A 26,518-nucleotide genomic window follows, 5' to 3' on the forward strand; every position below is an offset into this window, starting at 1 on the left:
CGGGGGAGAGTGACAGTAACCGAACAGGACCGTATACAGCTGTGTACGGCGACGGTTGCGACCGGCGATGCGATCACGGACGACATATAACGTATGAGAGAAACACGGCGCGACATGTTGCGGAAGGCATCGGCACTCTCAGCACTAGCGGTTGCTGGGGCAGGAACAGCGGCAGCTGCGGACTGCAGTAGCGTCAACGAATGGAGTTCGGGCACGGCCTACACCGGCGGCGATCAGGTCACCTTCGACGGCTCACTGTGGACCGCCGAGTGGTGGACCAAGGGCACCGAACCGTCCGAAAGTGCGAGCGTCTGGACGAAGGAAGGGTCCTGTGGCGGCTCCGGTGGCGACTCCGGAAGCGGCGTCGACTGTAGTTCGGTCTCGGCGTGGGATTCGAGCGTCGCCTACACCGGCGGCGATCAGGTCACCTTCGACGGCTCTCTGTGGACCGCCGAGTGGTGGACCAAGGGCACCGAACCGGCCGAGAGTGAGAACGTCTGGACGCTCGAAGGAGCGTGTGGCGACGGTGGCGGCGGCGACGACGGCGGCGACGATGGCGGCGACGAGAATCAGTCGCCCGACGCTTCGTTCACTGTTTCGCCGTCCTCCCCGGAACCCGGCGAGGAAGTCACGCTCGATGCCAGCGGTTCGTCGGACCCCGACGGTGACTCGCTGTCCTACGAGTGGGACATCGAGACCGTCGGCACCGTCGAGGGTGCGGTAAACACGCTCACGCTCGACGGCGGCGACTACGAAGTCACGCTGACCGTCACTGACGCGGACGGCGCATCCAGTTCGGTCACCGAGACGCTGACCGTCGCCGAGGCCCCGGACGGTCCCAGCGACGAGTTCAAAGTCATCGGTTACTACCCCGGCTGGAAGGCCACGCCGGAGTACGACTACTATCCCGAGGACATTCCCTTCGACAAGGTCACCCACGTGCAGTACGCGTTCCTCGGTGTCGACGCCGAGAACAGCGTCCCGACGATCATGAGCGATCAGGACCGAAAGAACCTGGAACGCTTCAAGGAACTCAAGGACGGAGCCGCATCCGACACCAAGATCACCCTCTCGATCGGTGGCTGGGCGGACTCGACGGGCTTCTCCGAGATCGCCATGAACGAAGGCAGCAGGCAGTCCTTCGCCGACCGATGTGTCGAGATCCTCCGGAAGTACAACCTCGACGGCATCGACATCGACTGGGAACACCCCGGCAGTTCACAGGGCAAGTGCCAGTGCGGGAGCAACAAGGACTACGAGAACCACGTCACGCTGTTGCAGGCACTGCGTGACACGCTCGATGCGGCCGGTCAGGAAGACGGCAAGCACTACGAGCTGTCGGTCGCCAACGGTGGTTCCGACTGGAACGCCGGTGGCCTGCGTCACGGTGAGATCGGCGAAATCTGTGACTTCGCATCCATCATGGCCTACGACTTCACCGGCTCGTGGATGGACGTCGTCGGTCAGAACGCGCCGCTGTACGGTGACGCACACCCGACCGAGAACAGCCAGTACGGCGAGACCTACAACGCCCAGTACTTCGTCGAGTACTCCGTCGACAAGCTCTACGCCGGCGATCACGGCGAGACGGGCTACTGGCCCGGCCAGTGGGAGTACCCACCCGCAGAGCCTGCTGAGTACGACGAACTCGTCCTCGGGCTGCCGTTCTACGGCCGTGGCTTCAACGGCACTGAGATGTACGGCAGTTACAGCGGTCTCCCGAAGGGGACGTGGCACGACCAGCTCGAAGACGGTGCGGACCCGACGGGTGCGTTCGACTTCGGTGACCTCGAAGAGAACTTCGAGGGTGCCGACGGCTGGACGAAAAAGCGCCACGATCCCGGCGCTGTGCCGTACATCGTCAACGAAGACGAAGAGACGATCATCAGCTACGACGACGAACAGGCCATCGAAGAGAAGGTCAAGTTCGCCAAAGAGCGTGGCATGCAGGGTGTCATGTTCTGGGAACTCTCCCAGGACTGGAACCAGACGCTGCTCGACGCGATCAACCGCACGGCCTAAACCGGCTCGCTGACGCTCTCACTTTTTTCGGACCGGCGTCTTCCAAGCGCTCTACAGATAACACTGACAGAGACGCGGAACGGCTTAGGTAAGGCATCGACACTCGGGGCGAACAACAAGCCTCGGCCTGCGCTCGTCGTGGGCGCTGGACAGGTCCTGCGCTGCAGAACAGGCCAGTACCGTCTCCAGTTTCGAACCGAACGACACCATTCCCTGTCGCCCTCCCGATCGCACAGCGGGTGAACGGGGGATTCGATCAGCGACGTGTTTTTTCGGCCGTTCGTCCGGGAGCCAGCACTCGCTAGGGAACCGCTTAAGTCGCCACCTCCCCCAGAAACGACTATGATCGAACTGACGCACGACCGAGGGGGGCGGTGTCCGTGAGCCTCCAGCGACCGGTCGGCTCCGACCACCAGCTCGCACGGCTCCTCCAGATCGGGGTCGTTCTCGAAGAGGTCGTCGAGGCCCGAGCCGACAAACACGCCAGCGTGTCAGAAGACCTCGACACAGCGGTCGTCGAGCTACTCGAAGACGCCGCTGTCGAGTCAGCCCAGCACCGGAAAGAACTCGAAGCACTCATCGACAAACTCGACGCCGAGACGGTGCCGTTCGACGAGATCAAGGCGCTCGTCGAGGCACAGTACGAGGCCGACGAAGCGTTCGATGGCGTCCTCTACGACCAACTGTGCAACGAAGAGACCGCGTACAAGTTCTACGACGACTTGCTTGGCGCGATCGAGGCCTCAGACATCGAGTTCGGTATCGACCGAGAGGAACTGGTCTCGACGCTCGAACGGATTCGCGAGGAGGAGGCAGCAGGTGCCGAGGAAGTGACCGAACTGATGGAGGAACGAGAATGAACGGAGTCCGAACGGAGGGATGCACGTGAACACCGCGAACCAATATCTCAAAGCAATTTACCTCGTCCAGCAACAGGAAGACGGCCCCGCTTCGACCGGCGACGTCGCCGACATGCTCGAAGTCAGCCCCGCTAGCGCAAACGAGATGATCGGGAAGCTCGACGATCAGGGCCTGCTCGACCACGAGAAGTACAAGGGTGTCGACCTCACCGACGAGGGTATCCACCGCGCCCGGGAAGCACTGCAGAACTACTGTATCATCGAACGCTTCCTGCTGGAAGTGCTGGAAGTCGAGGAGTTTCGCGCCGAAGCCAAGCAGCTCGAAGGCGTCATCGACGAGACTGTCGCGGAACGACTCGACACCATCATCGACCGCGCACCCCAGTGCCCGGACTGTTTCGACGCCGAAGACGACGTCTGTGGGCTAGTCGAACTCGAAGTCGAAGCCTCGGACTGAGACGGTCGTTCCCGGCTGTTGGGCACCCCAGCACGTACGGATGGGAACGACTGACGACGACGGAGACAAAGGCAATTCTATTAAACACCCGCCAGCAATATCGAACTGCAGTCCCGTGGTGTAGTGGCCAATCATATGGGCCTTTGGAACGGCGCACTCCGCTGGGTTCGCCGTGAAGTCAGCCCATGACGGCGGTTCGAATCCGCCCGGGACTATTCTGCGCGAACGTCGTGAGCGCGAATAGTCACAACGAGGGTTCGAAACAGGGAACGGAGTATCGCGAAGTGACCGCGGTTCGAATCCGCCCGGGACTACTTTTGCCGCGAGCAATCCCGCGAGCGGCAAATACGTTCAGCGGATTCGAAGCAGAAGACGAGCGGATTCGAGTCTTCGCGGTTCGAATCCGCCCGGGACTATTCTGCTGTGAACAAACTCGTGACGAGCGAACTGGCGTCGTTCGGGCATCGAGCGAAGTGGTTCTCCCAGTGACTGAAAACGTTCGGCCCGGTTTTTATAAAGCGGGTTCGAATATTCAGGCATGATTACGCGAGCGTCCATCTTCGGTGGTTTCGTCGCATCGGTCGTCGTTGCCCACTCGTCTGTGGAGACGATCGTGACCGATACGATCCTCGGGGTCACGATCGCGATTGCGCTGTTCGTCCTCTATTATGCGCTGGTGTTACGCAGGGCAGGAGAACACCGATGAGAGGTCGGCGGTAGCGTCCGAGGGGTTAGAGGTACGCGCTGTCCCATCGAGTCGGTTTACGAGCGTTCCCGCAGTGGTCGCACTCGATGCGGCCCATCGCATCCATCGCGTTGGCGAGGGTCCCGCAGTTCGCACAGTAGTACCCGAAGCGGTCGTCGCTAGACTCGTCGGCATAGACGAGGTGGAATGCATCGGCCGACCCGCGTTCGGTCGCGTCGTGGTCGATAAAGACGCGCCTGCCGTCTGCCTCGACCGGTTCGCGACCGCTCGGATGAGCCTCGACGTAACGGTTTTCGACGTAGTTCCGGCCGGCGATCTCGACGGATTCTTCACCGGCTTTCTGGTAGCCAAGCGCCTGATAGAACGCGTTCCCGTCGGCGTTGTCCGCGAGGACGCGGCCGTGGACCCGGTCCGCACCGAGATCATCGAGGGCATCACGCGTCGCTTCGAACAACGACGAACCGATCTCGCGGCCGCGATAGGCTGGATCGACGTGTAACCACAGGAGCGTGCCGATTCCCTCGCCGGCGAGCGTGCTTTCGGAGAATCCGACGACCTGCCCGCCCTCGTCGGCGACCAACAGCACGTGGGCCTCGTCGTCGAGGGTCTCAGCAAGCCGGTCTTCGCCGTACCACTCTTCGATCGCACTCGTGATGGCCTGTGGTCCCAGCGAGTACGAGGCCTGTAGCGATCGTCTGGCAACGTCACGGATCGCGGGCTTGTCGGCTGATTCGGCCGATCGAAGATCCATACGGATTAGTTTGGGTCCATTTGACATAAATGTCCGCTCGTCGGCGTCACACGAGCGAACAGCGAGGAACGCCCAGAAACGGCCTTGAATCGTCAAAGGGCCATAATACAGACCCAAGTGTTATATTCAATGCGAAAAAACGCTTATTAGTGTCCATACATTCATCTTGAAATGGCGGAGGTGCCCAGATAACAAACATTCGCGACAATCGGAACACGATTCAACAGAGAAGCCGTTACTTCACCTCACAGAAGTTTCAAATCTGACATGAGATTCTGCGTCGGTACCCTTCCCACGGGACGACGGTCTCGACCGCACACAACCACCGCTCAACCATGACCGGTCGAAACCGTCGACCCCGAACCGACCTTTACTGGGGCGACGCACCCTGCACGTGACGAGAGTCTCGACTGTCGACCGTTGTGACCGGCAGAAGACGCTCGTCACGGTCGCTGTCGGGCCGTTTCGGCGCGGGGGACGAAGAATGATCATCGGTCGGGAAAGCGTTGGGGGTGTCGTAACGCTAAAGAACCGAACGGACCTTTTTGTACGTAAGATGAACAACGAATCGCGACGATGGAGGTGCTGCTGTGGGCGTCGAAATCCGTGAGTCGCCAGTCTCGGACGCGGAGTTCGATGCGATGCGGGAGTTCGTCCACGATTATCTCGCTGCGAGTGTCGAAAACGAGGACGAAGGCGGACGAATGCGGTGGTATCCCTGGCACTCGGCCGAGTATCGCTTCAATCACATCCTGAACGTCGTCGATCTGTCGACCGAGATCGCACGACAGGAGGGCGCGAACATCGACGTGACGCGCGTGGCAGCCCTGTTTCACGACATCGCGAAACTGGAGGCCGAACAGGACGTGCACGCGGAAGTCGGTGCTCAGATCGCACGTGAGTACCTCCTGAGTCACGGCGACTACCCCGAATCGTTCGTCGAACAGGTGTGTACTGCGGTCCGGGATCACTCCTATCAGGACGACCTGACGGATCTGCCACTGGAGACGCAGTGTCTCATCGAGGCCGACGTACTCGACAAGGTCGGTGCCAACGGGACCGCACTGATGCTGTTGCGCATGGGCTACGAATCGCGGTCACACATGGACGCCGCAGAGATGGTCGGGCGCGTTATCGAGCGCGGCGAGGACGCCCGCGACCGCATCGAGAGCGAGACGGCGGAGGCGCTGATCCATCGACGGCTCAAGCGTGCTCGCTGGTTCCAGGAGTGGCTCGAAATGGAGATCGCCGAGATGAACGGTGAGACTGCCATCGACGACGTCGCGACCGGTGTCGGTGGCGACGACTAGAGTCGCCCGACCGCGTCGATCACGAAGAGCACGCCGAAGCAGCCAAGCACGAGCGCAGAGAGCCACGCCACGATCGGTGCGAAGGCATCGATACGCCGTCGTGCAGTGACCAGTGTCGCCGGAAAGCCGGTGATCCAGAGTACAATCCCGCCGAACAGGCCACCGATCAACGTCGGATCCCCCGTTCTGACGACGACAGTCCCAGCCAGTCGCGGACCCACCAGTGGAAGCGGCCCCAGCACGTCCAGTCGTCCGGGTTCGAGTAGCCCGACCCCAACCGTGAGCCAGAAGACGATCTGGTAGGGGTTGGTCAGTGCCAGCAAGAACGCCTTCTGAAATCCGTTCCCGGTCTCGTCGGTCTGTGCAGACTCCGAGACGAACGACTGGGCATCGCGGACGGCACCGACTGCGAAGTACAGCATCAACACGCCGCCGACGACAAGTAACGCGGTCTTGACGGCGGGTTCTCGCTGGACGAGTGCGACGAGACCGACGAGTGCCAGCACGAAGAAACACGCGTCTGCGATCATCGCACCGAGACCGGCCCGAAAGCCCGCGAACCACCCGCGGGCGACACTCTCCTCGGCGATGATCGCGTTCATCGGTCCCGGTGGTGCTGCGAGCGCGAGTCCAAACAGCATGCCACCGACGAACGTCGTGACCACTCCCATAGTCGAGCGTCGTCACCGCGTGCCTTAATCGAACGGAACTCGCGGCGCTGGGCGACTGAGAAAACAGAGAGAAACGTGGCCGAATTAGAGCTTGCCGGCCTTCTGGAGCTTCATCAGGTCCTCGGTGTCGAGGGTCTCGCCTTCCTTGAACTTCTGGTAGATCTCCTCGGCCTCTTCCTTGGCGGCTTCCTGCTTTTCCTCGCGCTTGGAGCGTTCCTGGGCTTCCTCTTTCTTGTCCAGTTCGCGCAGGCGCTTCTGGACACGCACGAAGTCCTCGTGGTGCTGGTCGGCGGCTTCCTGGGCCTCGACGAACTTCTCGTGCATCTCGTCGGCCTCGTCACGGATGTCGTCGGCCTCGCGATAGGCCTCGATCATCTCGTTGTGGTGCTTCTGGGCCTCGTCGGCGAGTTCGGTCACCTTCTGGTGGTGCTGGCTAGCCTCCGATCGGACTTCCTCGGCCTCCTCTTTGAGACCGTCGAGGTCCTCAGTCTGGTCGAGCTTCTCTTTCTTACTGGAGAGCTTGTCGCGCTTCTCTTCGATTTTCTCGATGAGTTCGCGCTCGTCTTCGCTGGAGAGGACCTCGGTCTGCTGTTTGAATTCGAGATCTTCGATCTCGGATTCGAGTTCCTCGATCGACTTGCCCTCGTCGAGCTCCATCTCGTTTTTGAGGTTGTCGACCTTGTCGAACAGCTCGTTTGCCTCGGCGTTGAGCTCGTTGCGCTGCTCTTTGTGTTCCTGGACCTGCTCGTTGAGCTCGTCGCGCTTCTCGCGGTGCTCCTGTGCCTCGTCGACCTTCTCACGCGTCTTCGCGTTGAGGTCGTCGCGATCAGAGGCGCGCTCGGAGGCCATCTGGTTGAGCTCGTTTCGCCGATCTCGAAGCTGTCCAGCGAGCTTGATAAGCTCGCCTTTGGACTTGTTTTCGAGATCTTCGTCTGTGACTTCTACGTTCTTCGATTGTTCGATAGAATCTGCCATTGTTAGTAATCCTCGATGCCATGTCCGCCACGACGCTGGGCAGTCGACTCCCTCACGATGATGGGCTGCCACCGATAACAAAGGTTCCCTGTCATGCTGGGCGTAATGCGATACTGCCTGAACGTCGAAGACGTTCTGGTGACTACACATTTGGGGGGATGTGGTTTAAATATTGTGGTACACCAAGTACCGTGCTTGGCACTCACAAGGCCTCCTTCCCCCGTTGGGAGACAGTAACACGGATTCGAAGTAACTTAAATGGAGTAGTGGTTCTGGGCGACCGAGCCGTCGATAGCCACGGCGAGTGTCACGTCGGTGCCGCTGGTCAGCGACACCGTCGAGACGGTCTGTCGGTCGAACGGGTCGATCTCGATCTGGGTCTGTTCGCGTTCGCCCCCAATGTCCCATTCGACAGTCGCGGTCCCGCCAGTCGGTCGGTCGTGGATCAAGACGACTTCGCTGTCTCCGGGCGTCGGGTCGCCCAGTACGACCTGTGTCGGCTCGAAGGCACCACTGAGACGGTCGAAGGCGGCTTTCGGTGTCCCGTCGTTCGCGAGAATCCCCATGCCGGCATCGCCCACGTCACGGAGCGCGTATAGCGCGAGGACGTTCGACCCGCGTCGACGCAATCGCTCCGTGACGGACCCGACCACGTCCGCCTGTCGGGCCTGTGACTCGTCGACCCCGCCGTCGACACGTGCGGCGTGGCGAGTCTCGTCGAAGTCCGCCAGTTCGGTCGGCGAAGTCGTCGCGAGGGCACCCGCGCCAAACTCCGCGATCACCTCACCCAGACCGTATCTGTCACAGACCCAGTCCGTGTCGTCTGACTCACCAAAGCGCCAGCCGGGATACAGCGTTGCTGCGTCGGGATCGATACCGGCCGGTCCGACGACGGGGAACGTGGGGACCTCCGAGACGGTCTCGGCGACGGTCTCGGCTGGGCCGTGATCGTAGCTGGCGCGCCAGGCCCGCCAGCGGAAGCGAAGGCGGTCGAGAACGCCCGATCCCAGTCCGTCAGCGTAGTCCGGGATCGGGTCGTCGTGGACGGTGGCAGCGGCGAGGCTCGGATGGTTCCGCCGGGATCGAATCAGCCGGGCCAGCAGGTCGCCCCCTCGGTCGGGATCGAACTCGCCCGGACCGGTCAGCGGGAGGTCCTGCCAGACGAGTACCCCGAGTTCGTCGCAGGCGTCGTACACCGCGGGTGAGAGAGCGTGGGCGTGTGCCCGCACGAGGTTCGCGTTGGCGTCGATCGCTCGCTGGACATCTTCGGGTGACCCGTCGAGCAGATTGACGCCCCGTGCAGCGACCCGCTGGCCGTTGATCACGAGCCCGTCCTCGCCGTACTCGATCGACCGCAGGCCAGTTTCGGTCGTCCGTTCGGCATCGCCGATCTTCGCCCGAACGGCGTAACGTGGCTGGCCCCCAACGTCGTGGGGCCACCACAGCGACGGGTCCCGCACGTCGATCTCGTGGGTGATCGTCGCCGTGCCGGCGTCGGTGTCGACCCGCGCCCGGTTCATCATCCCGCCGCCGCGAACGTCGCCGGTCGGCCGCAGGGACAGTGTCAGGCGGTCGTCGAGTGGTTCGTCGGTGACGACGGTCGCCTCGATGGCGACGGCTGCCGACTCGCCGTCGACACGTGGGGCGACGTTCAGCTCCGCGACGTATGGATCGGGATGAGTTTCGAGACGAGCGTCCCACCAGATACCCGGCACGCTGGCCTCGGCTGGCACCCGGTCGGTATCGTGGAGACCGCCAAAGCGATCGGCTGGCTTGCGACACTCGACGACGAGGTCGTTGTCCTCGGCCACCGACAGCGGCACTCGAAGCGGTTCGAAGTAGGCGTCGTGGTCGGCGACCTGTTCACCGTTCAACCATACGCGCGCCCGTGAGTACACGCCATCGAGAACGAGGACCGCGTGGTCGTCGTCACCGTCACGCGGGTCGGTGAACGAGGTTCGGTACGCGACCGCGTCCGCACCGGCGAAGTCGGCGGGTCGGCCCGGAACGTCGATCGACTGCCACGACGCTGCTGTCGGCGGCTCCTCCCCCGGTTCGACCGCCGCAGCGCTCCACTCCAGCGACATGCTACATCCGGCGTCCCCCGTCGGCATATCCTTTACCCTCGTCTCCGGACCACTTTCACTTTCACTCCGGGGTTTGCGGGGCTTAAGGTGGGTGGCAGACGACCGATCGAGTATGATCGAAGAACTCACCACGGGCACCCGAACGTGCGAGGCAACGGGCTGTGACCGATCACTACCGAGCGAGCCAGCCATCGTCTTCGAGACTGCCGCCGGACGACAGTTGGCGTACGAGTGTGTCTGTGGAGCGGTAACAGTGACCGTCGCTCGCCCCGAGTCGACTCGCTGAAGTGGACTGCCGAGTAGTGGCCGCTATGGACGAAGTCGTACGCGCACGCGGACACGAGCACGTCAGCGCCGAGCACGCGAGTACGCTGGAAGTGACGAGCGACGATTTCCTCACGCCGGCGGGAGACTGCATTCTCGCCATCGAGGCCGACCGGGTGCCGTCGGACTTCGACGACGCGTTCGTCGAGGCGTGCCGGGACGGCGACGCGACGATCACGCTGACGATCGAAGCCGGCGGATACACCCAGACGGTCGCCGGCAGCGGCCATCCCGATCTGACCTTCGAGGGCGACCGGAGTCACGTCTGTCGGACCAGCGAGTACGTCGACGACCGGACCGTGATGGTCGAGGCAGACGGGGCGGCGACCGACGTGAACCGCGACCTCGTGGCGGCACTGGCCGAGGGAGCAGCTGCGACGTTCACGTTCACCGTCGACGCCTGACGAGTGACGCCGGGTGCTTTTGTCGATCGATAGCCAAGGAACGGTCATGAGCGACGACCCGGAGCCAGCCGAGAACATCAGCGGCGGGGCCAGCGGTGGAGGGACGCCGGCGACGTTCGACCCGGCGACGGCGTCGACGCGGGCCGAAGCCGTGATCGATCGTCTCGGCGACCTGTACTGGACCAAGACCTACGGCGGGCGCGACGCCTTCGAGTGTCTCGTTCGCACGATCCTCTCACAGAACACCTCGGACACGGCCAGCCAGCCGGCACACGACTCGCTGATGGCACGCTACGGGGAGCGAGAGACGGACCTCGTCGAAGCCCTCGCCACCGCCGACCAGCAACGCCTCGCCGAGACCATCGAATCAGCGGGCCTGTACAACCAGAAATCGGAGACGATCGTCCGACTCGCCGGCCAGATCCGCGCGGAGTACGGCTCTGCCCGGGGCTTCGACGACTTCGTGAAGAACGAGGCTCCCGGCGACGTTCGCGACCGGCTGCTGGAGATGAACGGCGTCGGCCCGAAGACCGCCGACTGCGTGCTCCTCTTTGCCGGTGGCCGCGCTGGCGTCTTCCCCGTCGATACACACGTCCATCGCATCGCCCGCCGGATGGGACTCGCTCCCGCCGACGCCGACCACGAGGGCGTGCGGGAAGCCCTCGAAGCGGCGATCCCGGCCGAGAAGTGTGGCTTCGGCCACACCGCGATGATTCAGTTCGGTCGTGAGTACTGCCGGGCACGCAAGCTGGCGTGTCTCGACGATCCCGAAGCCTGCCCGCTGGCCGATCAGTGCGAGCAGGTCGGCGTCGACGTGGTGACTGGCGAGGTCGTCGATCCGAAAGAAAGGCTCGGGTAGGACTGCCTTACGCCTCGACAGCGTCGTCGATGCGGTCGAACTGCTCGTCGGTCAGTGCCACGTCGACGGCGTCGAGGTTCTCGTCGAGCTGGTCGACGGTGCGCGCACCGACGATCGGCACGCAGGTGAAGCGTTCGTGGTCCATCAGCCAGCGCAGCGAGACCTGTGCCGGGGTGGCGTCGGCCTCGTCGGCGACGGCACGCACTTCGTCGAGCACGTCCCAGGCCTGGTCTGTGAGGTACCAGTCCTCGAAGTGGTCGTCGATGTCACCGCGAGAGCCGTCGGGTGACTCGACCTCGCCGTCGCCGACGCGCTCGTACTTGCCCGTGAGGAAACCGCCGTGCAGCGGTGAGTACGGGCATACCGCCAGATCCTGATCGGCGCACACGTCGAGATAGTCGGCGACGGGGTCGCGATAGGTCGCCGAATACTGTGGCTGGGTGACAGTGAAGGCCTCGTAGTTGTTCACGTCGGCCTCCCACAGCGCCTTCGTGAGCTTCCAGGCCTCACACGTCGAGATGCCTACGTAGTGAACTTTGCCCTGACTGACGAGGTCGTCGAGCGCCCGCAGCGTGTGTTCGGGTGGTGTCTCGTCGTCGAACCGGTGACAGTAGAGGATGTCGAGGTAGTCCGTGCCAAGCCGCTCCAGCGAGCCTTCGACCTCCGCTTTGACGTTCTTCTTCGAGAGGTTCTCCTGAAAGCGCGAGACCTGCGACCAGTAGCACTTCGAGGCGATCACGAAGTCCTCCCGGTCTCGGTCTTCGAGCCACTCGCCGATCCACGTCTCCGAACGCCCCTGCCCGTAGCCGTTGGCGGTGTCGATGAAGTTCCCACCGCGTTCGGCGAACGCGTCGAGAAGTTCGTGTGCGTCCGCACGGTCTGTCTCCATCACGCCGCTGTCTTCGTGTTCCAGGCCGAAACGCCACGTACCCAGACAGATCGGTGAGACTTGCAGTCCGGTGGAGCCGAGTGTCGTGTACTCCATGTGTTGTACACGAGTATGGAGCCAAATAAAACGTGGTGTATAGAAGATTACTCGTCAGATGGCTTCGGGACCAAAATGCGTCGGATGGAGTCCAGAGATGGAATTTTCTGTGTCTGATCGAACAGTAGATCAGAAAATAATTTCAATTTTCCTATACAGTGATTGCGACTACACCAACTGTTGTGCGACCCGGTCGGACAGTTACGACCCGAGGTGTCGGCGCTGTTCGACCGCCGCCTCGACGTGGATTCCCTCGTCGAAGTCCCGGCCTGCGACCGAGCGTGCAAACTCCTCGTAGCCGATGATCTCGATGGTGCGCGTGTAGACCGTGTACTCCCACGACTCGAAGCGGCCGCCGCTCGGTCCGAGCGTCTTCGACTGGGGCACCCGGATGTGGTCCGGTGGCTGTGGGTGTGGTCCCTTGAGTTCCGCGCCTTTGCGCTCTGCCTGTGCTTTGATCTCGTCGACGATGCTGTCGAGCCGTCGCCGGTCCCCGCTCTCCAGCGTGAGTTTCGTAACGAAGGGCATCCTTGCCAGTGGTGTCGGCAAGCGTCTTGAAAAGGACTCGCTTTCGTCCCCGCCGATCCGTCTGAGTGACCGATCAGACCTCGGACAGTGCGTCGTAGCTGTCCCAGCACGCACAGTCGAGGTCGTCGAGCGACGTGACCTCGTCGGGCAGGTCCGACAGCGGCATCCAGTCGCTCTCTTGCTTCTCACAGTCGTCGTCGTGGACTGAGAAGTCGTCGGCCGACATATACGGCATACACATCCGCTAGGACGAGAACAGCAAAACGTTACTGGATCACGGCAGATACTGCGCCGTGCTGGATCGGAGCAGACGGGCTGTCAGGAATCTGTTGTATCCGTCCAGTACCGGTGGCAAGATCGGATCACGGTGGCAGTGTCGGCGCAGTCGCTCCGATATGCTCTTAAGTAGTGATCGTGTATGCTCTGGCAATGATCGAGGCCACGAGCGCGGGAGCCATCCTCTTTCGCGATACGCGTGGCCGGCGGGAGTACCTGCTGCTCAAGAGCAGACCCGGCGACTGGGAATTTCCCAAGGGCGGGGTCGAAGGCGAAGAGGAGCTACAACAGACCGCCATCCGCGAAGTGAAAGAGGAGGCCGGAATCGGTGATTTCCGGCTCTTAGATGGCTTTCGCGAAGACTACGACTACGTCTTCGAGGCGAACGGGAACACCATCCACAAGACGGTGCACCTGTTTATAGCCAAATCGTTCGAAGCGTCGGCTGAACTGTCCAACGAACACCGCGACCTGCAGTGGCGCGACTACGACCAGGCGATCAACACCGTCACACAGGACGGCCCCCGCGAGATTCTCGAAGAGGCACACGAGTTCCTCGACGAAGAACTCGAAGAGTGACGACAACCATATCGTCGGCGATCGACCGAGGAGCGACAGCACTGTGGTGTGTGGTGATCGATCCTCGCCGAAAAAGAGCGTCACCAGTGATGAGAGTGGCGACCGTTGTCATACTACCGGCTGTAAATCTGTGAACGATTTCGCCACCCGGGGTGGCGAAGATCTTCACGAAGTGACAGCCGGCAGTATCAGGCCTGCTTGACCACGACAGTACTCGCTGCGAGGTCACCGAGTCGCTGTTTGTCATCGGACAGAAGCATGACGACTGCGCCGACCAGGTACAGCGTCGGCAGCGCGTCGACGACACGAAGGACGTTTCGGATGATCGAGTCGACCCAGCCGATGTCCGAGTTGTCGTCTTTTTTGACGACGAGCCCCAGAGCTTTCTTCCCGAGCGTGTAGCCAAACACGGCCTCCATCACGAAGAAATAGCCGATGACAAAGACGAAGCTGAGCAACTGTAAGACCGCGATAAGGCCGAACGCCGGATTCGTTCCTGGTCCCGAGGACGATCCGAGACCGAGGACGAACAGGGGAACGACGAGTAGTAATGCGACGACGAGACCCATGAGGAGTCCATCGATCAGGAGTGCACCGAAACGGGAACCGAGACCGGCTTTGTTGTCGAGGTTACCACTTGGATGGGATTGCATACAGTAGGGGTCAAATTGGGAGTAAAATAAAGATATAGGGTCGAGAGACAGTCCAACCGACAGAGTCGTTGCTTCGAGGTCGGCTTCGACGTTTCACCGTGGCGGAACCGACTTGTCGGAGGGTCTCGGAGAGTCGTTCGATGGGGACCACGACCGACTCCGAGTTCGCCTTCGAACTGCGGGTGTGCCAGTGGGCAGAGCGAGCGTGGCCGCCCGACGGCGAGCGAGATCGTCCGATCATCGTCGCCCGACAGCTGGGCGTCAAGCGACGGCGTTGGGACACCATCGTCGTCGAGTGCGATCCCGAGGGTCTCCAGCAGCGAGCGGCGTTCGGTCGGGCACACTTCGACGCCGACCTCCTGCACGTCGTCCGACACGCGCCGGCAGAGTGGACCTACTACCGCGATGCCCTGCCGGATCCGGGCTACTCGTGGCGCTACGTTCGCGAGGCGATCCACACCGCGGCCGACAGGGAGATTCTGGACAGTCGCAAGCGCGGCAATCGAATCGAGATACGTAGGCGGGACGCGTACCCGGAGTGGGTCGAGCGGATCGTCGCCATCGAGAACAAACCCGATCTGGACGCGAGCGCGGCCCGGACGCTCGCGCCACAGCTCGAACGCGACGTTGCACTTGGGCTGGCAGACGAGGTGTGGGTCGCGACCGAACGGACCGGCGAGCGCGTCGAGCCGATCCTTCTGGAGGACCTCCCCGCCGCTGCGGGCGTGCTGACGGTTGACCCGGCGATGGGCGACGGTGTGGTGACGTGGTACCCCCAGACGCTCGATGTCGACGACCCCGGCACGCGGATTCTCGACCGGCCAGCGGACGGTCTGAGCGCCGCACGGTTCGAGTACGCCGATCCGGCGTGGAAAGCCGACAAGCGTCGACAGATCGCCGAGCGGGCCTACGAACGGGGCTGGCGGGCCTACGTCGAGACGATGCGGCCCGACTGCCGACACTTCGAGGGGCGCGTCGCGGACGGCGATATCGTCCCCTATTGCACGGCCAAAGACCGAACACCGACGCCGTCGCTGTGTCGCCACGCCTGTCGTGAGTTCGAGCCGGAGCCACCGGTCTGGCGGACGAAAGGGTGGCCGATCGACGGCGGCCCCGGTGCGGGGTTCAAGCGCCTGTTGGCGCGCCAGCGACGGCGAGAGCGGCCCGGTCTCGACGAGTGAGCGCCGGATTCAGGGGCGGGCGAGACCGGTCAGTTCGAAGCGCACACCGCCGTCGGCACTCGCCGTGAGTGCCATCTGCCAGCCGTGGGCTTCGACGATGTCGATGACGATCGGCAGGCCAAAGCCCGTTCCGTCGTCCCGTGTCGAGAACCCGCGTTCGAGGACCCGATCGCGCTGGTCGGAAGGGATACCGGGACCGTCGTCGGCGACGAAGAGACCACGGTCGTCGATGTCGCTCTCGGGCAGTGCTCCGACGCGGACGGTCACGGTCTCGCCGCCGTGGTCGATCGCGTTCCGAAAGAGGTTGGCGAGCAGTTGCTGGAACCGCGACGGGTCACCCGCGAACGTCAGGTCGCTCTCGACGACCAGTGTCGCCGTCGGCGTGTCCATCGTTCGCCACGCGTCCTCGGCGGTCGCCGCGAGCGAGATGGGTTCCAGTTCCGTCACCGTCTCGCCTTCCTGCGCGAGCGACAGCAGATCGTCGATCAGCCCTTCCATACGTCCCAGTGCGCGCTCCATCGCGGGCAGGTGTTCGTCGACCGAGTCGCCGTCAGCGAGTCTGTCGAGGCGGGCAACGAGGACCTGAATGGGGTTGCGAAGGTCGTGGCTGACGATCCCGGCGAACTCCTCTAAGCGCTCGTTCTGGCGTTCGAGCAGTCGCTCGCGTTCTTTGTACTCTGTGAAGTCCTCGAAGACGCCGACGTACCGGTGGACCTCGCCGTCGTCGTCCCGAATCGGGTAGCCGTCACCTTCCAGCCAGCGGGACTCGTCGTCGATGTCGACGCGGAACTCGAAGTTGTAGGCGTCGTCGACCGATCCGTCGACCGCGTCGGTGAGCATTCGCGTCACAGTCTCCTCGACGGCGGCCCTGTCGTCGGGGTGGACGAGATCGACGAAGTCGGACGGCGAGTGATCGGGTCCGACCTCGAAACCCGGACCGAACAACGACTCGAATCCGGGGCTGACGTACTCGACCGCCCCGGTGTCGACATCGATCAGCCAGATGAGTTCCGTGACGTTGGCGGCGATCTGCTGGAAACGTCGTTCGGTCCGTTTGAGGTCGCGTTCGCGATTGCGCCGTTCTGTCACGTCTCGCAGGACGACGACGACACCGTGGCGATCCTCCATCTGCAGGGGATTGACGTTCGGCTCGAAGTACCGATGTTCGCCAGCGTCGTCCGAAAGTGTCACCGTCCGGCCTTGCCGTCCGTCGTCGGCGTTCCCCGACATCGCGGCGTCGGCCGTCGCCAGCAGGCGTCTGAGACTCCTGTCGTCGAACGCCGATAGCTCGGCCAGTGGCGTGTCGAGTACCTGCTCCCGGTCGAGACCTGTCTGCTGGCAGAACGCGTCGTTGGCGTAGCTGATGCGGCCAGCGGAGACGACGAAGGCCGGATCTGGTGTCGCGTGGAACAGCGACCGGAAGCGTTCCTCGCTGCGCTCGTACTTCGTCGTCAGTTCGTTCGACAGCGACCGCCGTTCGAGAAGATTCTCCAGTCGGCGGTACAGCACGGTCTTCTCGACGGGGACCGAAACGATCTCGTCGATGATGTACAGGCCGTCGATCGTCTCCCACTCCTCGGGATCGAGGTTCTCGTCCGGTACCGATTCGCTGACCAGCAGGACTGGCGAGAAGACCGGTCTGTTTGTCTGTTTCCACGTTTGCAGGCGGTCGCGATGCCGAGTGAATCCGCGCTCGTCGACGATACAGAGGTCGATGTCGTCGGGCAGCCGCTCCTGCTCGGTCGTGACCTCGTAGTTCGTCCCGAGCCAGTCGGCAAGCAGTTCTCGGTTGCGCTCGTGGTCGACGAACAGGTGGATTCGGGTCATCGCGGCACTCCGACGTGGCTGTCCGGTAAGACTGGGGGCAATCGTTCGCTCATCGCTCTCCTCACCGCTTGCCGGTCTCCTCGTTGAACGTCGGTGTCCCTTCGAGGACGCCACTCATGCCCGTCATCGGGTCGCCGACGACGAGTCCGTCCGTGGTGATCTCGAACGTGCGCAGCGTCTGCTCGAAGGCACTGACGCGCTTTTTCAGTACCCCCATCGCTTTCTGCAGTTCACCGTCGATCTCGACGTGTCGCATGAAAAGAACGTTGTCCGCGAGATAGCTGATGCCGGCGTTGGTCGCCTGAAACGTGCCGGTGACGGTGTCGAGTTCGTCGACGAAGATCACCGTCACGCCCATGTTCTTGAGATAGCGACCCAGCGCGTGTAGCTTGCGCACGAGGCGGTCGTCCGCACCCTGCATCGAGAGTTTGTAGCCCCGGACGCCATCGATCATCACGACGCTCGCGTCACGCTGTTCGACTTCCTGTCGGACCGACTGAGCGAACGCCTCGGGGGACATCGTCAGCGGTTCGACCGGTTCGACGACCAGACTGCCGTCGTCGGTCATCTCCGAGACGGGGATGCCGATGGCTTCGGACCGGTGGCGAAACGTCTGCTCTGACTCCTCGAACAGATAGGCGATCGAGCGGTCACCGCGACGCGCGGCCTCGGCGACGAACTGCGTCCCGGTCGTGGTCTTGCCGACCCCAGTCGGACCGCTGATGACCGAAATCGTCCCTCGTTCGATCCCGCCACCTAGCAGCGAGTCGAGACCGGGGATGCCAGAAGAGATCGGTTCGGTGACGAAGTCGGCGGTGTGTGCGTCCGGTACGAGTTCGGGGTAGACGTGGAGTCCGTCGCGCTTGATCGCCAGTCCGTGACTCCCGCTTTGCTTGTCCGAGCCACGGAACTTCGGCACCCGGACCTGCCGAACGTCGTTTCGGTTGGTGAGTTCGATGACTCCATCGCTGAGGAACTGGAGGTCGTCGTCCGACGACTCGGCCGTCCGCTGTGAGGTAAAGAGGACCGTCGCGTCCTCGTTTTCGAGGAAGCGCATCAACGAGACGATCTGCTTCCGAAACTGGTAGTCGTCGCTGGTAAGGTACCGGAACTGCGTGATCGGGTCCAGAAACACCCGGTCGGGGTTCGTCGCCCGGACCCGTTCGACGATCCGCTCTGCGAACGTGTCCTGTTCGACCTCGTCGGCCTCGAACACGCTGTAGGACCGGTCTTCGGTAAAAAAGTCCGCGCCCGGCGAGAGGTCGAGCATGTCGACACCGTCGAGGTCGAACCCCAGTGAGGCCGCGTTCGCACGAGTCTCTTCGCCGGCCTCTTCGAGATTGATGAACAGCGCCGTCTCGCCCGCGTCGACACCGGCCGTCAGGTAGTGAAATCCGAGGATCGTCTTGCCGGCACCGGGCGCGCCCCGAACGAGATAGCTTCGGCCCGGAAGCAGGCCGCCGTCGAGAATCTCGTCCAGGCCGGGGACGCCGGTCGAGATTCGGACAGAAGATGAACTCACGGTTGTAATCTCCTTCTGGACCTCGAAGTACTTAGCCTCTGGTACGCAGTATTATGGTTGGTAACTGAACGGTTGTGAATCAAACCATCTGGGTAATCTGCAAAAGTCTCTGAGCGTTGTCGAGAAGTCCAAAGAACCGATCACAGTCGTTTTCTAGTACGGCGATCCGAGGCCTCGCTCGGGCGATTCTATTCTTCGAGAACGTCGACGTCGATCAGGTCACGCTCGACCGCGAGTCTGAACGTCGGCACCGTCTTCTGGACGGTCTCGATGATGCCCTTGTCGGCGAGTGACCGAAGCGCCGAGCGGACGTCGTCGACGAACGGGTCGCGGCCCGCATCGCGTAGCGCGTGCAACACCGAGACGACGCTCTGGCTCTCCTCGTCAGGCCCGGCCAGCACCTCGACGACGGCGTGCTGGAGTTCGGTGACCGTGACGCGCTGGCCGTCTTCGGGGTCGCCGCCGACGACCTCGACGGCCTCGGGCGTCGCACAGATGAGGCTGTCCTCGTTGCGGTAGTAGAACTCCTTGAGTTCGTTTTCGAGGTACTGGTGGACCTCACTGCCGCCGTCCATCCCCCACCGATCCTGCAGTTCGGCGTTTTTGGTCGGCTGGAGTTCGACGATGTCGGCGAGTCGCTCGCGAGCCTCGTCGGAGAGTGCCATCGGTACCTGCTACGACCACGACCCTATTTGGCCGTTCTGGAGTTAAGTTGGTACGCTATTCGTAGCGCAACGCTTCGATCGGATCGACGCGAGCGGCCCGCCACGCAGGGTAGAGACCCGCAACGACGCCGACCAGCACCCCGACCAGCACGGCCAGCGCCGACCAGAACGGGGCCAGCGCCAGCCCGACATCGGCGTACTCGGCCGCGCCGAGGCTGACGAGCAGGCCAAGCGGCAGGCCAAGCAGCGCACCACCGGTCCCCAGCAGCGTCGCTTCGAGCAGGAATAGCTCCATCACGTCGCGATTTCGCGCGCCGACGGCTTTCATGATCCCGATCTCGCGGGTCCGCTCGGTGACGCTGACGAGCATGATGTTGGCGATGCCGATGGCCCCGACCACGAGCGCGATGACGGCGATGCCGGTGACGAAGCGGGTGATCTGCTGGATCACGTCGCTGATCTGCTCGGCGAAGTCACCGCTCGTCCGGGCGACCAGATCCACACCCGCGGGTGCGAGCTGTCGGGCGTCGGACTCGGACTGGAGGTACGCGTCGACGGCGTCGGTGACCGCCAGCGTCTCGGCTGGCTCGGCGACGACGGTCATCTGTGGATAGGCTCGCAGGCGCGCGTTCGCGCCGGGACTCTCGACGACGGTGTCGTAGAACGGATCGGCGGGGACGTAGACGCTTGGCTGGGGACCGAACCCGCCGACCGGCAGCTCGCCCGCGGTGCCGTTGACGATACCGACGACCGTCAGCGTCCACGTCGCGTCGTTGCGCTGGACCGTGATCTGGTCGCCGACGGTGACGGTGCGCTCGAACGCCGTCCGCGCGGCGACCTGATTCAGCACCGTCTCGTTCGCGCCGGTCTCGAAACTTCGGCCCTCGACCAGCGTCTCGCCTGTCACCGCCGCGGGTGTCGTCGCCGTCAACTGCTGGATCGCAACCGTATCGTTCTGATAGGTGACGGAGTTGACCCGGACGGTCCCGCGTGGGATCACCGCCTCGACGCCGTCGATCTCCCCGAGATTTTGCACGTCGTACTCGGTAAAGACCGGCTGGACCGCCTGTCCGAAGCCACCTTCGTCGGATGGCTGGCCCAGCACGTAGACGTTGTTTGCCCCCGACTCGCCGATGCTGCCGACGACCTCGGCTTCGACGCTCGCGCCGAACGTGGCGAAGGTGACGACCGAGGCGATGCCGATGACGACACCCAGCACGGTCAGCGTCGAGCGAAGCTTGTGCGACCGGATCGAGCGGGCCGCGATCCTGACCGACTCACGCGGGTCCATCGGCCACCTCCTCGATACGCTCTAACACGCCGTCGCGAACGTGGACGATGCGTTCGGCGTGCTCGGCGATCCGGCGCTCGTGAGTGACGAGCATGATCGTGTTGCCCGCAGCGTGAAGCTCACCGAGCAGCCCCATGATCCGCTCGCCGGTCTCCGTGTCGACGTTGCCCGTCGGCTCGTCGGCGAGGATGATCTCGGGTTCGGGGGCGAGCGCACGCGCGATGGCGACGCGCTGGCGCTGGCCGCCGCTGAGTTCGTTCGGCCGGTGGTCGAGTCGGTCGCCCAGTCCGACATCGTCGAGGAGATCGCGGGCGCGCTCGCGACGCTCTGCCCGGCCCCAGCCGTCGAACACGAGCGGCAAGGCGACGTTCTCGACGGCGGTCAGCCTTGGCATCAGATTGAACGTCTGAAAGACGAATCCGACCTCGCTGCCACGAACCGCCGCCAGTTCCGTCTCGGATGCCGTCGAGAGGTCGCGCCCGCCGACGGTGACGGTCCCCTCTGTCGGCGTGTCCAGTCCACCGATCAGATTCAGCAGTGTGCTCTTGCCCGACCCGCTCGGCCCCATCACGGCCGTGTAGGAACCGTCAGCCATCGTCAACGAGACGCCGGCAAGCGCCTCGACGATGCCGCCCATCTCGTAGGTCTTGCGCACCTCGACCAGATCGACCACGGTCTCGGCCTGTGCCTGAGCCATTCGCTCGCCCTAGGGCTGGCAGGCGTATCAGGGTTGCCCGAATCTGTCGGGGATGCGATAGCAGGAACGCACTTTATGTTCCAGTCCCTAGAGCGAGCGATGACTTTCCGATTCGGCGGTCGACGTGTCCTCGCGCTGCTGACAGTCGTCGCCCTCGTACTGGCGGGGTCGGCGGCCGTCACGGGCGCGTTCGGAACGCTCCAGCAGCCCTCGGGCGACGAGATACTGGATCGTGTCGAGGACCGCTACGAGAGCGCGGAGACGCTGACGAGCACGATGGTCGTGACCGTCGAAAACGACACCGAGTCGGTGACGGCGACCGTCGAGGTCGCGCTCGCCCCGGAGAACCGGAGTCGAACGGTCGTGACGCGTGAGGGGACGACCTATCGAACCGGGACCAACGGCGATGTCGTCTGGGTCGCCGGACCGAACCGCTCGGCCGCGTGGCCCGTCGATGCCGTCCGCGAGGGGGCAGTCGGCCCGATGCCCGAGGCGATGGAAGCGACCGACGGGCCACGCTCCGTCGTCAGCGGCGAGCGCGACAGGCTTTCGGCCCGTGGAACGCCGACGGTGAACGACTCGAACGTCTCGGCGACGCTCGTCGGGACGCCGACGGTCGACGGCACCAGCACCTATCAGGTCGCACTGGCACACGCCGACTCGAACGTGACCGCCACGGTGTGGGTCGCACAGGACGACTACCGAGTGGTCCGTGCCGAGGCGACCGACGGGACGAACCGCACGGTCGTCGACGTGCAGGACACGTCGTTCGACCTCTCGATCCACGAGAGCACCTTCGACCCGCCCGAAGACCGCATCGCGCTCGCTGGGGTAGAGCAGTACGACAGTTTCGCGGCCGCCCAGTCCGACACTGACATCTCGCTGCCCACCCTCGACGCCACGTTCGTCGACGCGACGGTCACCGTCCGAGACGATGCGACGATCGTCGGCCAGCGCTACGAGGTCGACGGCGAGAACGTCACCGTCGTCTCGACGACGGCCGGTGAACGCTTCGATGGGATGCTCGAAAACGCGACGGAGCGGACCGTCGACGGCCGCACAGTCACCGTGACCAGCGCCGAGAACCGCGCTATCGCAGTGTGGACCGACGACGGCGTGACCACCGCGGTCGTCGTCGAGGGATCGGCCGACCGTGCGGTGGAAGTGGCCGGCGATCTGTAACCCGACGGTCTCCGTTCGTCGACGCTCCCTGTTCAGGGAGCGCCTCGATGACTGTCTCCTGACGATTTCTGTCGTCGCCGGCAACGGTTAGTCGATCCCGTCGAGCGTGCTCGCCACGTCGTCCCAGTGGCTCCCCTTCCAGAAGTGCTGGCCGCAGTTCTCACACCGCCACACGTCGGTCCCGGCCGGATCGGGAGCGTACGCCGGGGTCGCCTCTTCGGGGGCAACGGCCGTCAGGCGACCGTTGCAAGCGCCGCAGTATGTCGGTTCGTCTTCGAGTACGAGATCGAAGCCGGCGGTGGCGACCTCCGAAAGCTGTGTCTCGATGTCGCGAGATTCGAGCAGGACGGCGTCGTCGCCCCGCGCCGCCAGCCGTCGGTCGCGAGTGACGATCCGCCGGTCCTGCTCGCGGGCCACGGCGAGCAGTTCGTCGTCGCTCACGGCACCGTCGGCGGCCGCGTCCAGATTCAGCGCGTAGGCCGCATCGTAGCCACACATGCGCAGGTAGGTCGCCAGTTTGCCACACATCGCGTCGACGAGAAGCCGTTCCATGGGTCAGTGCAGGAAGTCCCGAAGGCCGTCGGCGTCGCGCGTGTTCAGCACGTCGTCGGCCGTCGCCCAGCCGCGGCGGGCCGTGTGGACGCCGTAGCGGAGGTACTCGAAGTTGCCCGCCGAGTGGGCGTCCGTGTTGACTGCGATGGTCGCTCCCGATTCGAGGGCGCTCTGGACGTGCGCGCCGCCCAGATCCAGCCGTGCCGGGTTCGCGTTGATCTCCAGGGCCGTGCCGTGGTCGGCGGCGACCTCGGCGAGTCGGGTCACGTCCACGTCCAGCCCGGATCGTCGATTGAGGTATCGACCCGTCGGATGGCCGATGATGTCGACGGCCGGATGTTCGGCGGCCGCGATCAGGCGGTCGGTGCCATCGCCGTCCAGCCCCGCGTGGGGCGAGGCGACGACGAGGTCGAGATCGGCCAGCAGGTCGTCCGCGACGGAGAGTTCGCCGTCGGCCGCGATGTTGGCCTCGACGCCCGCGAACACGTCGATAGGCGCGCCGGCAGCGATCTCTCTGATCTCGGTCAGTTGCTCCCGGAGCACGTCGTCTTCGACGCCGACGCCGCCGACCATGCCCGGTCCGGTCGCGTGGTCGGTGACGGCGACGTAGTCGTGGCCGAATGCCGCGGCGGCGTCGATCAGTTCCGTGATGGTAAAGCCCCCGTCGGACCACTCCGTGTGGGTGTGCAGGTCGCCACGGATCGCGTCGGTCTCGACGAGGTCGGGAACGTCGCCGGCGGCCGCCGCTTGGACTTCGCCGCGATTCTCCCGCAGTTCTGGGGGGACCCACGCCATGTCGAGGGGTTCGTACATCGACGCCTCGGTCTCGCCGCCGACGCGCTCGCCCGCCCGCTGGCCGCTGTCGTCGGCCACGTCGGCGACGTCGAAGATGCCGTACTCGTTCATCTTCAGGCCGCGCTCGATCGCACGATTTCGAACGGCGACGTTGTGGGCCTTGCTGCCGGTGAAGTACTGCAGGGCCGCGCCCCACTCGTCGGGGACGACCACGCGCAGGTCGACGCGGACCCCGTCGACGCGGACGCTCGCTTTCGTCTCACCGGCTTCGATCACGGAATCCGCGTCGGGCCACCCGGTGAAGGCATCGAGGACCGCCGCCTCGTCGTCGCTGGCGACGAGCACGTCCACGTCGCCGATCGTCGCTTTCCAGCGCCGCAACGATCCGGCGAGTTCGACCGACTCGACCGCGTCGACCTCGGCGAGGTAGGCGACGATGCGCTCACCGCGGGGCCGAGCACGACCGAGTAGCTGTCGCTCGGTGGCCTCGCGGGCGAACTCGATGTTGTCGAGGATGTTCTGCTCGGTCTTCTCGCCAAAGCCCTTCACGTCGCGGACCTCGCCGGCCTCGGCAGCGTCTTCGAGGTCGTCGAGGGTCTGGACGCCCAGTTCCTCGTAGAGCGTGCCGGCGGTTTTCGGACCGACCCCCTCGATGCTCGTGATCGCCGCCATGTCGAGGGGGTACTCCTCGCGGAGCGCGGCAAGTTCCTCGATCCGGCCGGTCTCGACGTACTCGACGATCTTCTCGGCGATGGCGTCGCCGACGCCGTCGATGTCGTCGAGGGCGTCCTCGCCTTCGGCCGCGAGGTCCTCGATCGCACCGGGGTACTCGCGGATGTTCTCCGCGGCGCGCCGATACGCGCGGGGCTTGTACTCGACACCTTTCGCGTCCAGCAGGTCCGCGAACGCTTCGAACTGCCGGGCGACTTCGACGTTTCGGCTCATCGGCCTCGACTCGCCCGTCCCGTGCCCGAATCGGCCGCCTCGTGACCAAGCGCCTTCTTCAGGAACTTCATCCAGCGCTTCTTGTCGGCGGTCTCCTTGACCTGTTGCTCCTGTTCGATGCTGGCCGGCCCGAGCTGTTCGAGTGCTTCAAGCGCCCGGTCGATGCCGATGATCGAGTCGGCGAGCCGATCGCCGTCCTCGTAGGTAATGTCGCCCTCCTCGATTCGCTCTTTCCGGTCCATCCGTTCACGCCGGAGGTTCCGCTTTGCCTGATCGACCCGCTCGCGCTCGCCCGACGGAATCGTCTCCCGGCGCTTGATCTCGAAGACGAACGACTGGAGATCGATCGTCTCGCCCTGCACCTCGATGTCCTCGGGAATGTCCGTCCCGAGGGTCGCGCTCTCGCGCCCGATGCGTTCGAGCAACTGCTTGCGCTCGAAGTCTTTCACAGCGCCGTGTTAGGTCGGGAGGGTCTTACCGCCTTCGCCCGCTAGGAATCGTGTTCGAATACTGTGGATGGAACAGCCAGAAAGCCCCGGCCGTCTCGACTCGGGGGGCTCGGTGCGCTCCTCGTCGCTCGCTTCACTCGCTCCTGTGGTGCTTCCGTCGCCCGCCTTCGTCGAGACTGCCGCCCCTTTCAATCCCACCCATGTCGGCAATTTTACCGGTCTGGGGATGGGACTTTCCGATTCTCGGTTCTTCCGATACCCTCATCAATCGCGACTGGGACGGAGTCAGACAGTCGAGGCCTCGATCCGTCGGTAGTCCCAGTAGGAGTACACCGTCGCGAACACCGCGACGATGGCGACGGGTCCGATCAGGAAGGCCATCGCGTACTCGGGTAGGGCGAGTGCGCCAAGCGTCAGGACGCCGGCGGCTCGCATCAGTGTCCCGGCGATGGCGTGGGTGTCGGCCCAGACCTGTTCGTTCGAGAGCGTCCACGGCGTCCTGAACCCGACGAACCAGTTTCGCTCTGCGTCCTCGACGAGGACGCCGACGGCGTAGTACAGCACCGCGATGGCAGGGGCGAGCGCCTGTACCACGGCGAACTGATAGCCGACGTTCCAGAGGACGACGAGCGCGTGGACGTAGCCAAGAAAGCCCAACAGGACGAGGACGAACCCGTCGTAGGCCCGGCCAAAGGCCCGAATGTTCTCCCCCAGTGGGTCGATTCGTGGCAGCACGGCAAACAGCGCGATCAATCCGATCTGGAGTGCCGGAAGCACTGCGACTGCGATGGACTTGCTCGCGTAGTCGTCGGGCTGTCCTTCCGCTCCGAAGTGGATCGCGACCTCGGCAGGTAACTGATCGAGGACGGCGAGACCGACGAGTGCGGTCAGTGCGACGACGACGCCTTCGGCGAGCAGTTGGCGACGTGATTGCATACGCGAAGGGAGGACACCCGCAGAAATAA

General features: G+C 63.9%; 28 protein-coding genes and 1 tRNA gene. 12 read left to right on the plus strand and 17 right to left on the minus strand.

Annotation, left to right across the window (positions count from 1 at the left end; all coding sequences use genetic code 11):
- Positions 1-93 precede the first annotated feature (93 nt).
- The 5 genes from AC5FRW_RS19255 to AC5FRW_RS19275 all read left to right on the plus strand — a co-directional run bounded on the left by AC5FRW_RS19255 (position 94) and on the right by AC5FRW_RS19275 (position 4,045).
- Positions 94-2,022 carry a glycosyl hydrolase family 18 protein gene (locus AC5FRW_RS19255; RefSeq protein WP_493570083.1) on the plus strand — a complete coding sequence of 643 codons (1,929 nt, stop codon included), beginning with the start codon at positions 94-96 and terminating at the stop codon, positions 2,020-2,022.
- A gap of 380 nt (positions 2,023-2,402) precedes the next feature.
- Positions 2,403-2,882 (plus strand): ferritin-like domain-containing protein, encoded by a 480-nt coding sequence (locus AC5FRW_RS19260; RefSeq protein ID WP_493570084.1) that lies wholly within the window; start codon positions 2,403-2,405, stop codon positions 2,880-2,882.
- Positions 2,883-2,907: 25 nt separating this feature from the next.
- Positions 2,908-3,339: a metal-dependent transcriptional regulator gene (locus AC5FRW_RS19265; RefSeq protein ID WP_493570085.1), complete on the plus strand. Its 432-nt coding sequence runs from the start codon at positions 2,908-2,910 to the stop codon at positions 3,337-3,339.
- Positions 3,340-3,448: 109 nt separating this feature from the next.
- A tRNA-Gln gene (locus tag AC5FRW_RS19270) sits at positions 3,449-3,554 on the plus strand.
- 323 nt (positions 3,555-3,877) lie between these two features.
- Positions 3,878-4,045, plus strand: coding sequence for a hypothetical protein (locus AC5FRW_RS19275; protein WP_493570086.1), 168 nt, complete (start codon positions 3,878-3,880; stop codon positions 4,043-4,045).
- A gap of 25 nt (positions 4,046-4,070) precedes the next feature.
- Here the strand turns inward: AC5FRW_RS19275 and AC5FRW_RS19280 are convergent, their stop codons facing one another.
- A complete protein-coding gene (locus AC5FRW_RS19280; protein WP_493570087.1) occupies positions 4,071-4,796 on the minus strand; it encodes a GNAT family N-acetyltransferase in 726 nt (241 codons plus the stop codon).
- A gap of 590 nt (positions 4,797-5,386) precedes the next feature.
- On the opposite strand from AC5FRW_RS19280, the gene AC5FRW_RS19285 reads away from it, so the two are divergent.
- The gene (locus AC5FRW_RS19285) at positions 5,387-6,106 is read left to right on the plus strand and encodes an HD domain-containing protein (protein WP_493570088.1); all 720 of its coding nucleotides are present in this window, start codon (positions 5,387-5,389) and stop codon (positions 6,104-6,106) included.
- Here AC5FRW_RS19285 and AC5FRW_RS19290 read toward each other — a convergent pair.
- The 3 genes from AC5FRW_RS19290 to AC5FRW_RS19300 all read right to left on the minus strand — a co-directional run bounded on the left by AC5FRW_RS19290 (position 6,103) and on the right by AC5FRW_RS19300 (position 9,839).
- A complete protein-coding gene (locus tag AC5FRW_RS19290; RefSeq protein WP_493570089.1) occupies positions 6,103-6,777 on the minus strand; it encodes a LysE family translocator in 675 nt (224 codons plus the stop codon). The two genes, AC5FRW_RS19285 and AC5FRW_RS19290, sit on opposite strands and share 4 nt — an antisense overlap.
- An 84-nt stretch (positions 6,778-6,861) precedes the next feature.
- The gene (locus tag AC5FRW_RS19295) at positions 6,862-7,752 is read right to left on the minus strand and encodes a coiled-coil protein (RefSeq protein WP_493570090.1); all 891 of its coding nucleotides are present in this window, start codon (positions 7,750-7,752) and stop codon (positions 6,862-6,864) included.
- A gap of 254 nt (positions 7,753-8,006) precedes the next feature.
- Positions 8,007-9,839, minus strand: coding sequence for a glycosyl hydrolase 2 galactose-binding domain-containing protein (locus AC5FRW_RS19300; protein ID WP_493570091.1), 1,833 nt, complete (start codon positions 9,837-9,839; stop codon positions 8,007-8,009).
- A 112-nt stretch (positions 9,840-9,951) separates the two neighbouring features.
- Here AC5FRW_RS19300 and AC5FRW_RS19305 point away from each other — a divergent pair, with 112 nt between their 5' ends.
- Genes AC5FRW_RS19305 through AC5FRW_RS19315 form a run of 3 tightly spaced genes read left to right on the plus strand, consistent with a single transcriptional unit; the run spans position 9,952 to position 11,426 of the window.
- Positions 9,952-10,125, plus strand: a complete 174-nt coding sequence (locus AC5FRW_RS19305) for a hypothetical protein (RefSeq protein ID WP_493570092.1) — start codon at positions 9,952-9,954, stop codon at positions 10,123-10,125.
- 25 nt (positions 10,126-10,150) lie between these two features.
- Positions 10,151-10,567 carry a DUF371 domain-containing protein gene (locus AC5FRW_RS19310; protein ID WP_493570093.1) on the plus strand — a complete coding sequence of 139 codons (417 nt, stop codon included), beginning with the start codon at positions 10,151-10,153 and terminating at the stop codon, positions 10,565-10,567.
- A gap of 46 nt (positions 10,568-10,613) precedes the next feature.
- On the plus strand, positions 10,614-11,426 hold the full coding sequence (locus tag AC5FRW_RS19315; protein WP_493570094.1) for an endonuclease III domain-containing protein: 813 nt from the start codon (positions 10,614-10,616) through the stop codon (positions 11,424-11,426).
- Between the two features lie 7 nt (positions 11,427-11,433).
- On the opposite strand, the gene AC5FRW_RS19320 is transcribed toward AC5FRW_RS19315, so the two are convergent.
- The 3 genes from AC5FRW_RS19320 to AC5FRW_RS19330 form a co-directional block, all read right to left on the minus strand.
- Positions 11,434-12,411 (minus strand): aldo/keto reductase, encoded by a 978-nt coding sequence (locus AC5FRW_RS19320; RefSeq protein ID WP_493570095.1) that lies wholly within the window; start codon positions 12,409-12,411, stop codon positions 11,434-11,436.
- Positions 12,412-12,612: 201 nt separating this feature from the next.
- A complete protein-coding gene (locus AC5FRW_RS19325) occupies positions 12,613-12,939 on the minus strand; it encodes a 30S ribosomal protein S10 (RefSeq protein WP_493570096.1) in 327 nt (108 codons plus the stop codon).
- 73 nt (positions 12,940-13,012) lie between these two features.
- Entirely contained in the window at positions 13,013-13,174 is a 162-nt protein-coding gene (locus AC5FRW_RS19330) for a hypothetical protein (RefSeq protein ID WP_493570097.1), read from the minus strand.
- A gap of 194 nt (positions 13,175-13,368) precedes the next feature.
- Between AC5FRW_RS19330 and AC5FRW_RS19335 the strand changes: the two genes are divergently transcribed.
- Complete coding sequence (locus AC5FRW_RS19335) at positions 13,369-13,794, plus strand: bis(5'-nucleosyl)-tetraphosphatase (RefSeq protein WP_493570098.1); 426 nt, start codon at positions 13,369-13,371, stop codon at positions 13,792-13,794.
- A gap of 188 nt (positions 13,795-13,982) precedes the next feature.
- Here the strand turns inward: AC5FRW_RS19335 and AC5FRW_RS19340 are convergent, their stop codons facing one another.
- The gene (locus AC5FRW_RS19340; protein WP_493570099.1) at positions 13,983-14,447 is read right to left on the minus strand and encodes an RDD family protein; all 465 of its coding nucleotides are present in this window, start codon (positions 14,445-14,447) and stop codon (positions 13,983-13,985) included.
- 140 nt (positions 14,448-14,587) lie between these two features.
- Here AC5FRW_RS19340 and AC5FRW_RS19345 point away from each other — a divergent pair, with 140 nt between their 5' ends.
- Positions 14,588-15,628 (plus strand): DUF5787 family protein, encoded by a 1,041-nt coding sequence (locus tag AC5FRW_RS19345; RefSeq protein WP_493570100.1) that lies wholly within the window; start codon positions 14,588-14,590, stop codon positions 15,626-15,628.
- A gap of 9 nt (positions 15,629-15,637) precedes the next feature.
- Here the strand turns inward: AC5FRW_RS19345 and AC5FRW_RS19350 are convergent, their stop codons facing one another.
- The 5 genes from AC5FRW_RS19350 to AC5FRW_RS19370 form a co-directional block, all read right to left on the minus strand.
- Positions 15,638-17,455, minus strand: coding sequence for a PAS domain S-box protein (locus AC5FRW_RS19350; protein ID WP_493570101.1), 1,818 nt, complete (start codon positions 17,453-17,455; stop codon positions 15,638-15,640).
- Between the two features lie 61 nt (positions 17,456-17,516).
- Entirely contained in the window at positions 17,517-18,977 is a 1,461-nt protein-coding gene (locus AC5FRW_RS19355) for an ATPase domain-containing protein (RefSeq protein ID WP_493570102.1), read from the minus strand.
- Positions 18,978-19,165: 188 nt separating this feature from the next.
- Positions 19,166-19,642, minus strand: a complete 477-nt coding sequence (locus tag AC5FRW_RS19360; protein WP_493570103.1) for a DUF5797 family protein — start codon at positions 19,640-19,642, stop codon at positions 19,166-19,168.
- Positions 19,643-19,697: 55 nt separating this feature from the next.
- Positions 19,698-20,933 (minus strand): ABC transporter permease, encoded by a 1,236-nt coding sequence (locus tag AC5FRW_RS19365; RefSeq protein WP_493570104.1) that lies wholly within the window; start codon positions 20,931-20,933, stop codon positions 19,698-19,700.
- Positions 20,920-21,630 (minus strand): ABC transporter ATP-binding protein, encoded by a 711-nt coding sequence (locus AC5FRW_RS19370; protein WP_493570105.1) that lies wholly within the window; start codon positions 21,628-21,630, stop codon positions 20,920-20,922. The genes AC5FRW_RS19365 and AC5FRW_RS19370 overlap by 14 nt, the downstream gene beginning before the upstream one ends.
- Before the next feature lie 99 nt (positions 21,631-21,729).
- Here AC5FRW_RS19370 and AC5FRW_RS19375 point away from each other — a divergent pair, with 99 nt between their 5' ends.
- Entirely contained in the window at positions 21,730-22,812 is a 1,083-nt protein-coding gene (locus tag AC5FRW_RS19375) for a LolA family protein (protein WP_493570106.1), read from the plus strand.
- 87 nt (positions 22,813-22,899) lie between these two features.
- Here the strand turns inward: AC5FRW_RS19375 and AC5FRW_RS19380 are convergent, their stop codons facing one another.
- The 4 genes from AC5FRW_RS19380 to AC5FRW_RS19395 all read right to left on the minus strand — a co-directional run bounded on the left by AC5FRW_RS19380 (position 22,900) and on the right by AC5FRW_RS19395 (position 26,489).
- A complete protein-coding gene (locus tag AC5FRW_RS19380) occupies positions 22,900-23,364 on the minus strand; it encodes a Mut7-C RNAse domain-containing protein (RefSeq protein WP_493570107.1) in 465 nt (154 codons plus the stop codon).
- Positions 23,365-23,367: 3 nt separating this feature from the next.
- On the minus strand, positions 23,368-25,104 hold the full coding sequence (polX, locus tag AC5FRW_RS19385) for a DNA polymerase/3'-5' exonuclease PolX (RefSeq protein WP_493570108.1): 1,737 nt from the start codon (positions 25,102-25,104) through the stop codon (positions 23,368-23,370).
- A complete protein-coding gene (locus AC5FRW_RS19390) occupies positions 25,101-25,553 on the minus strand; it encodes a DUF5788 family protein (RefSeq protein ID WP_493570109.1) in 453 nt (150 codons plus the stop codon). The genes polX and AC5FRW_RS19390 overlap by 4 nt, the downstream gene beginning before the upstream one ends.
- 285 nt (positions 25,554-25,838) lie before the next feature.
- The gene (locus AC5FRW_RS19395; protein WP_493570110.1) at positions 25,839-26,489 is read right to left on the minus strand and encodes an SdpI family protein; all 651 of its coding nucleotides are present in this window, start codon (positions 26,487-26,489) and stop codon (positions 25,839-25,841) included.
- Positions 26,490-26,518 lie beyond the last annotated feature (29 nt).

It is taken from the genome of Halomicrobium sp. HArcht3-1 (assembly GCF_058933345.1).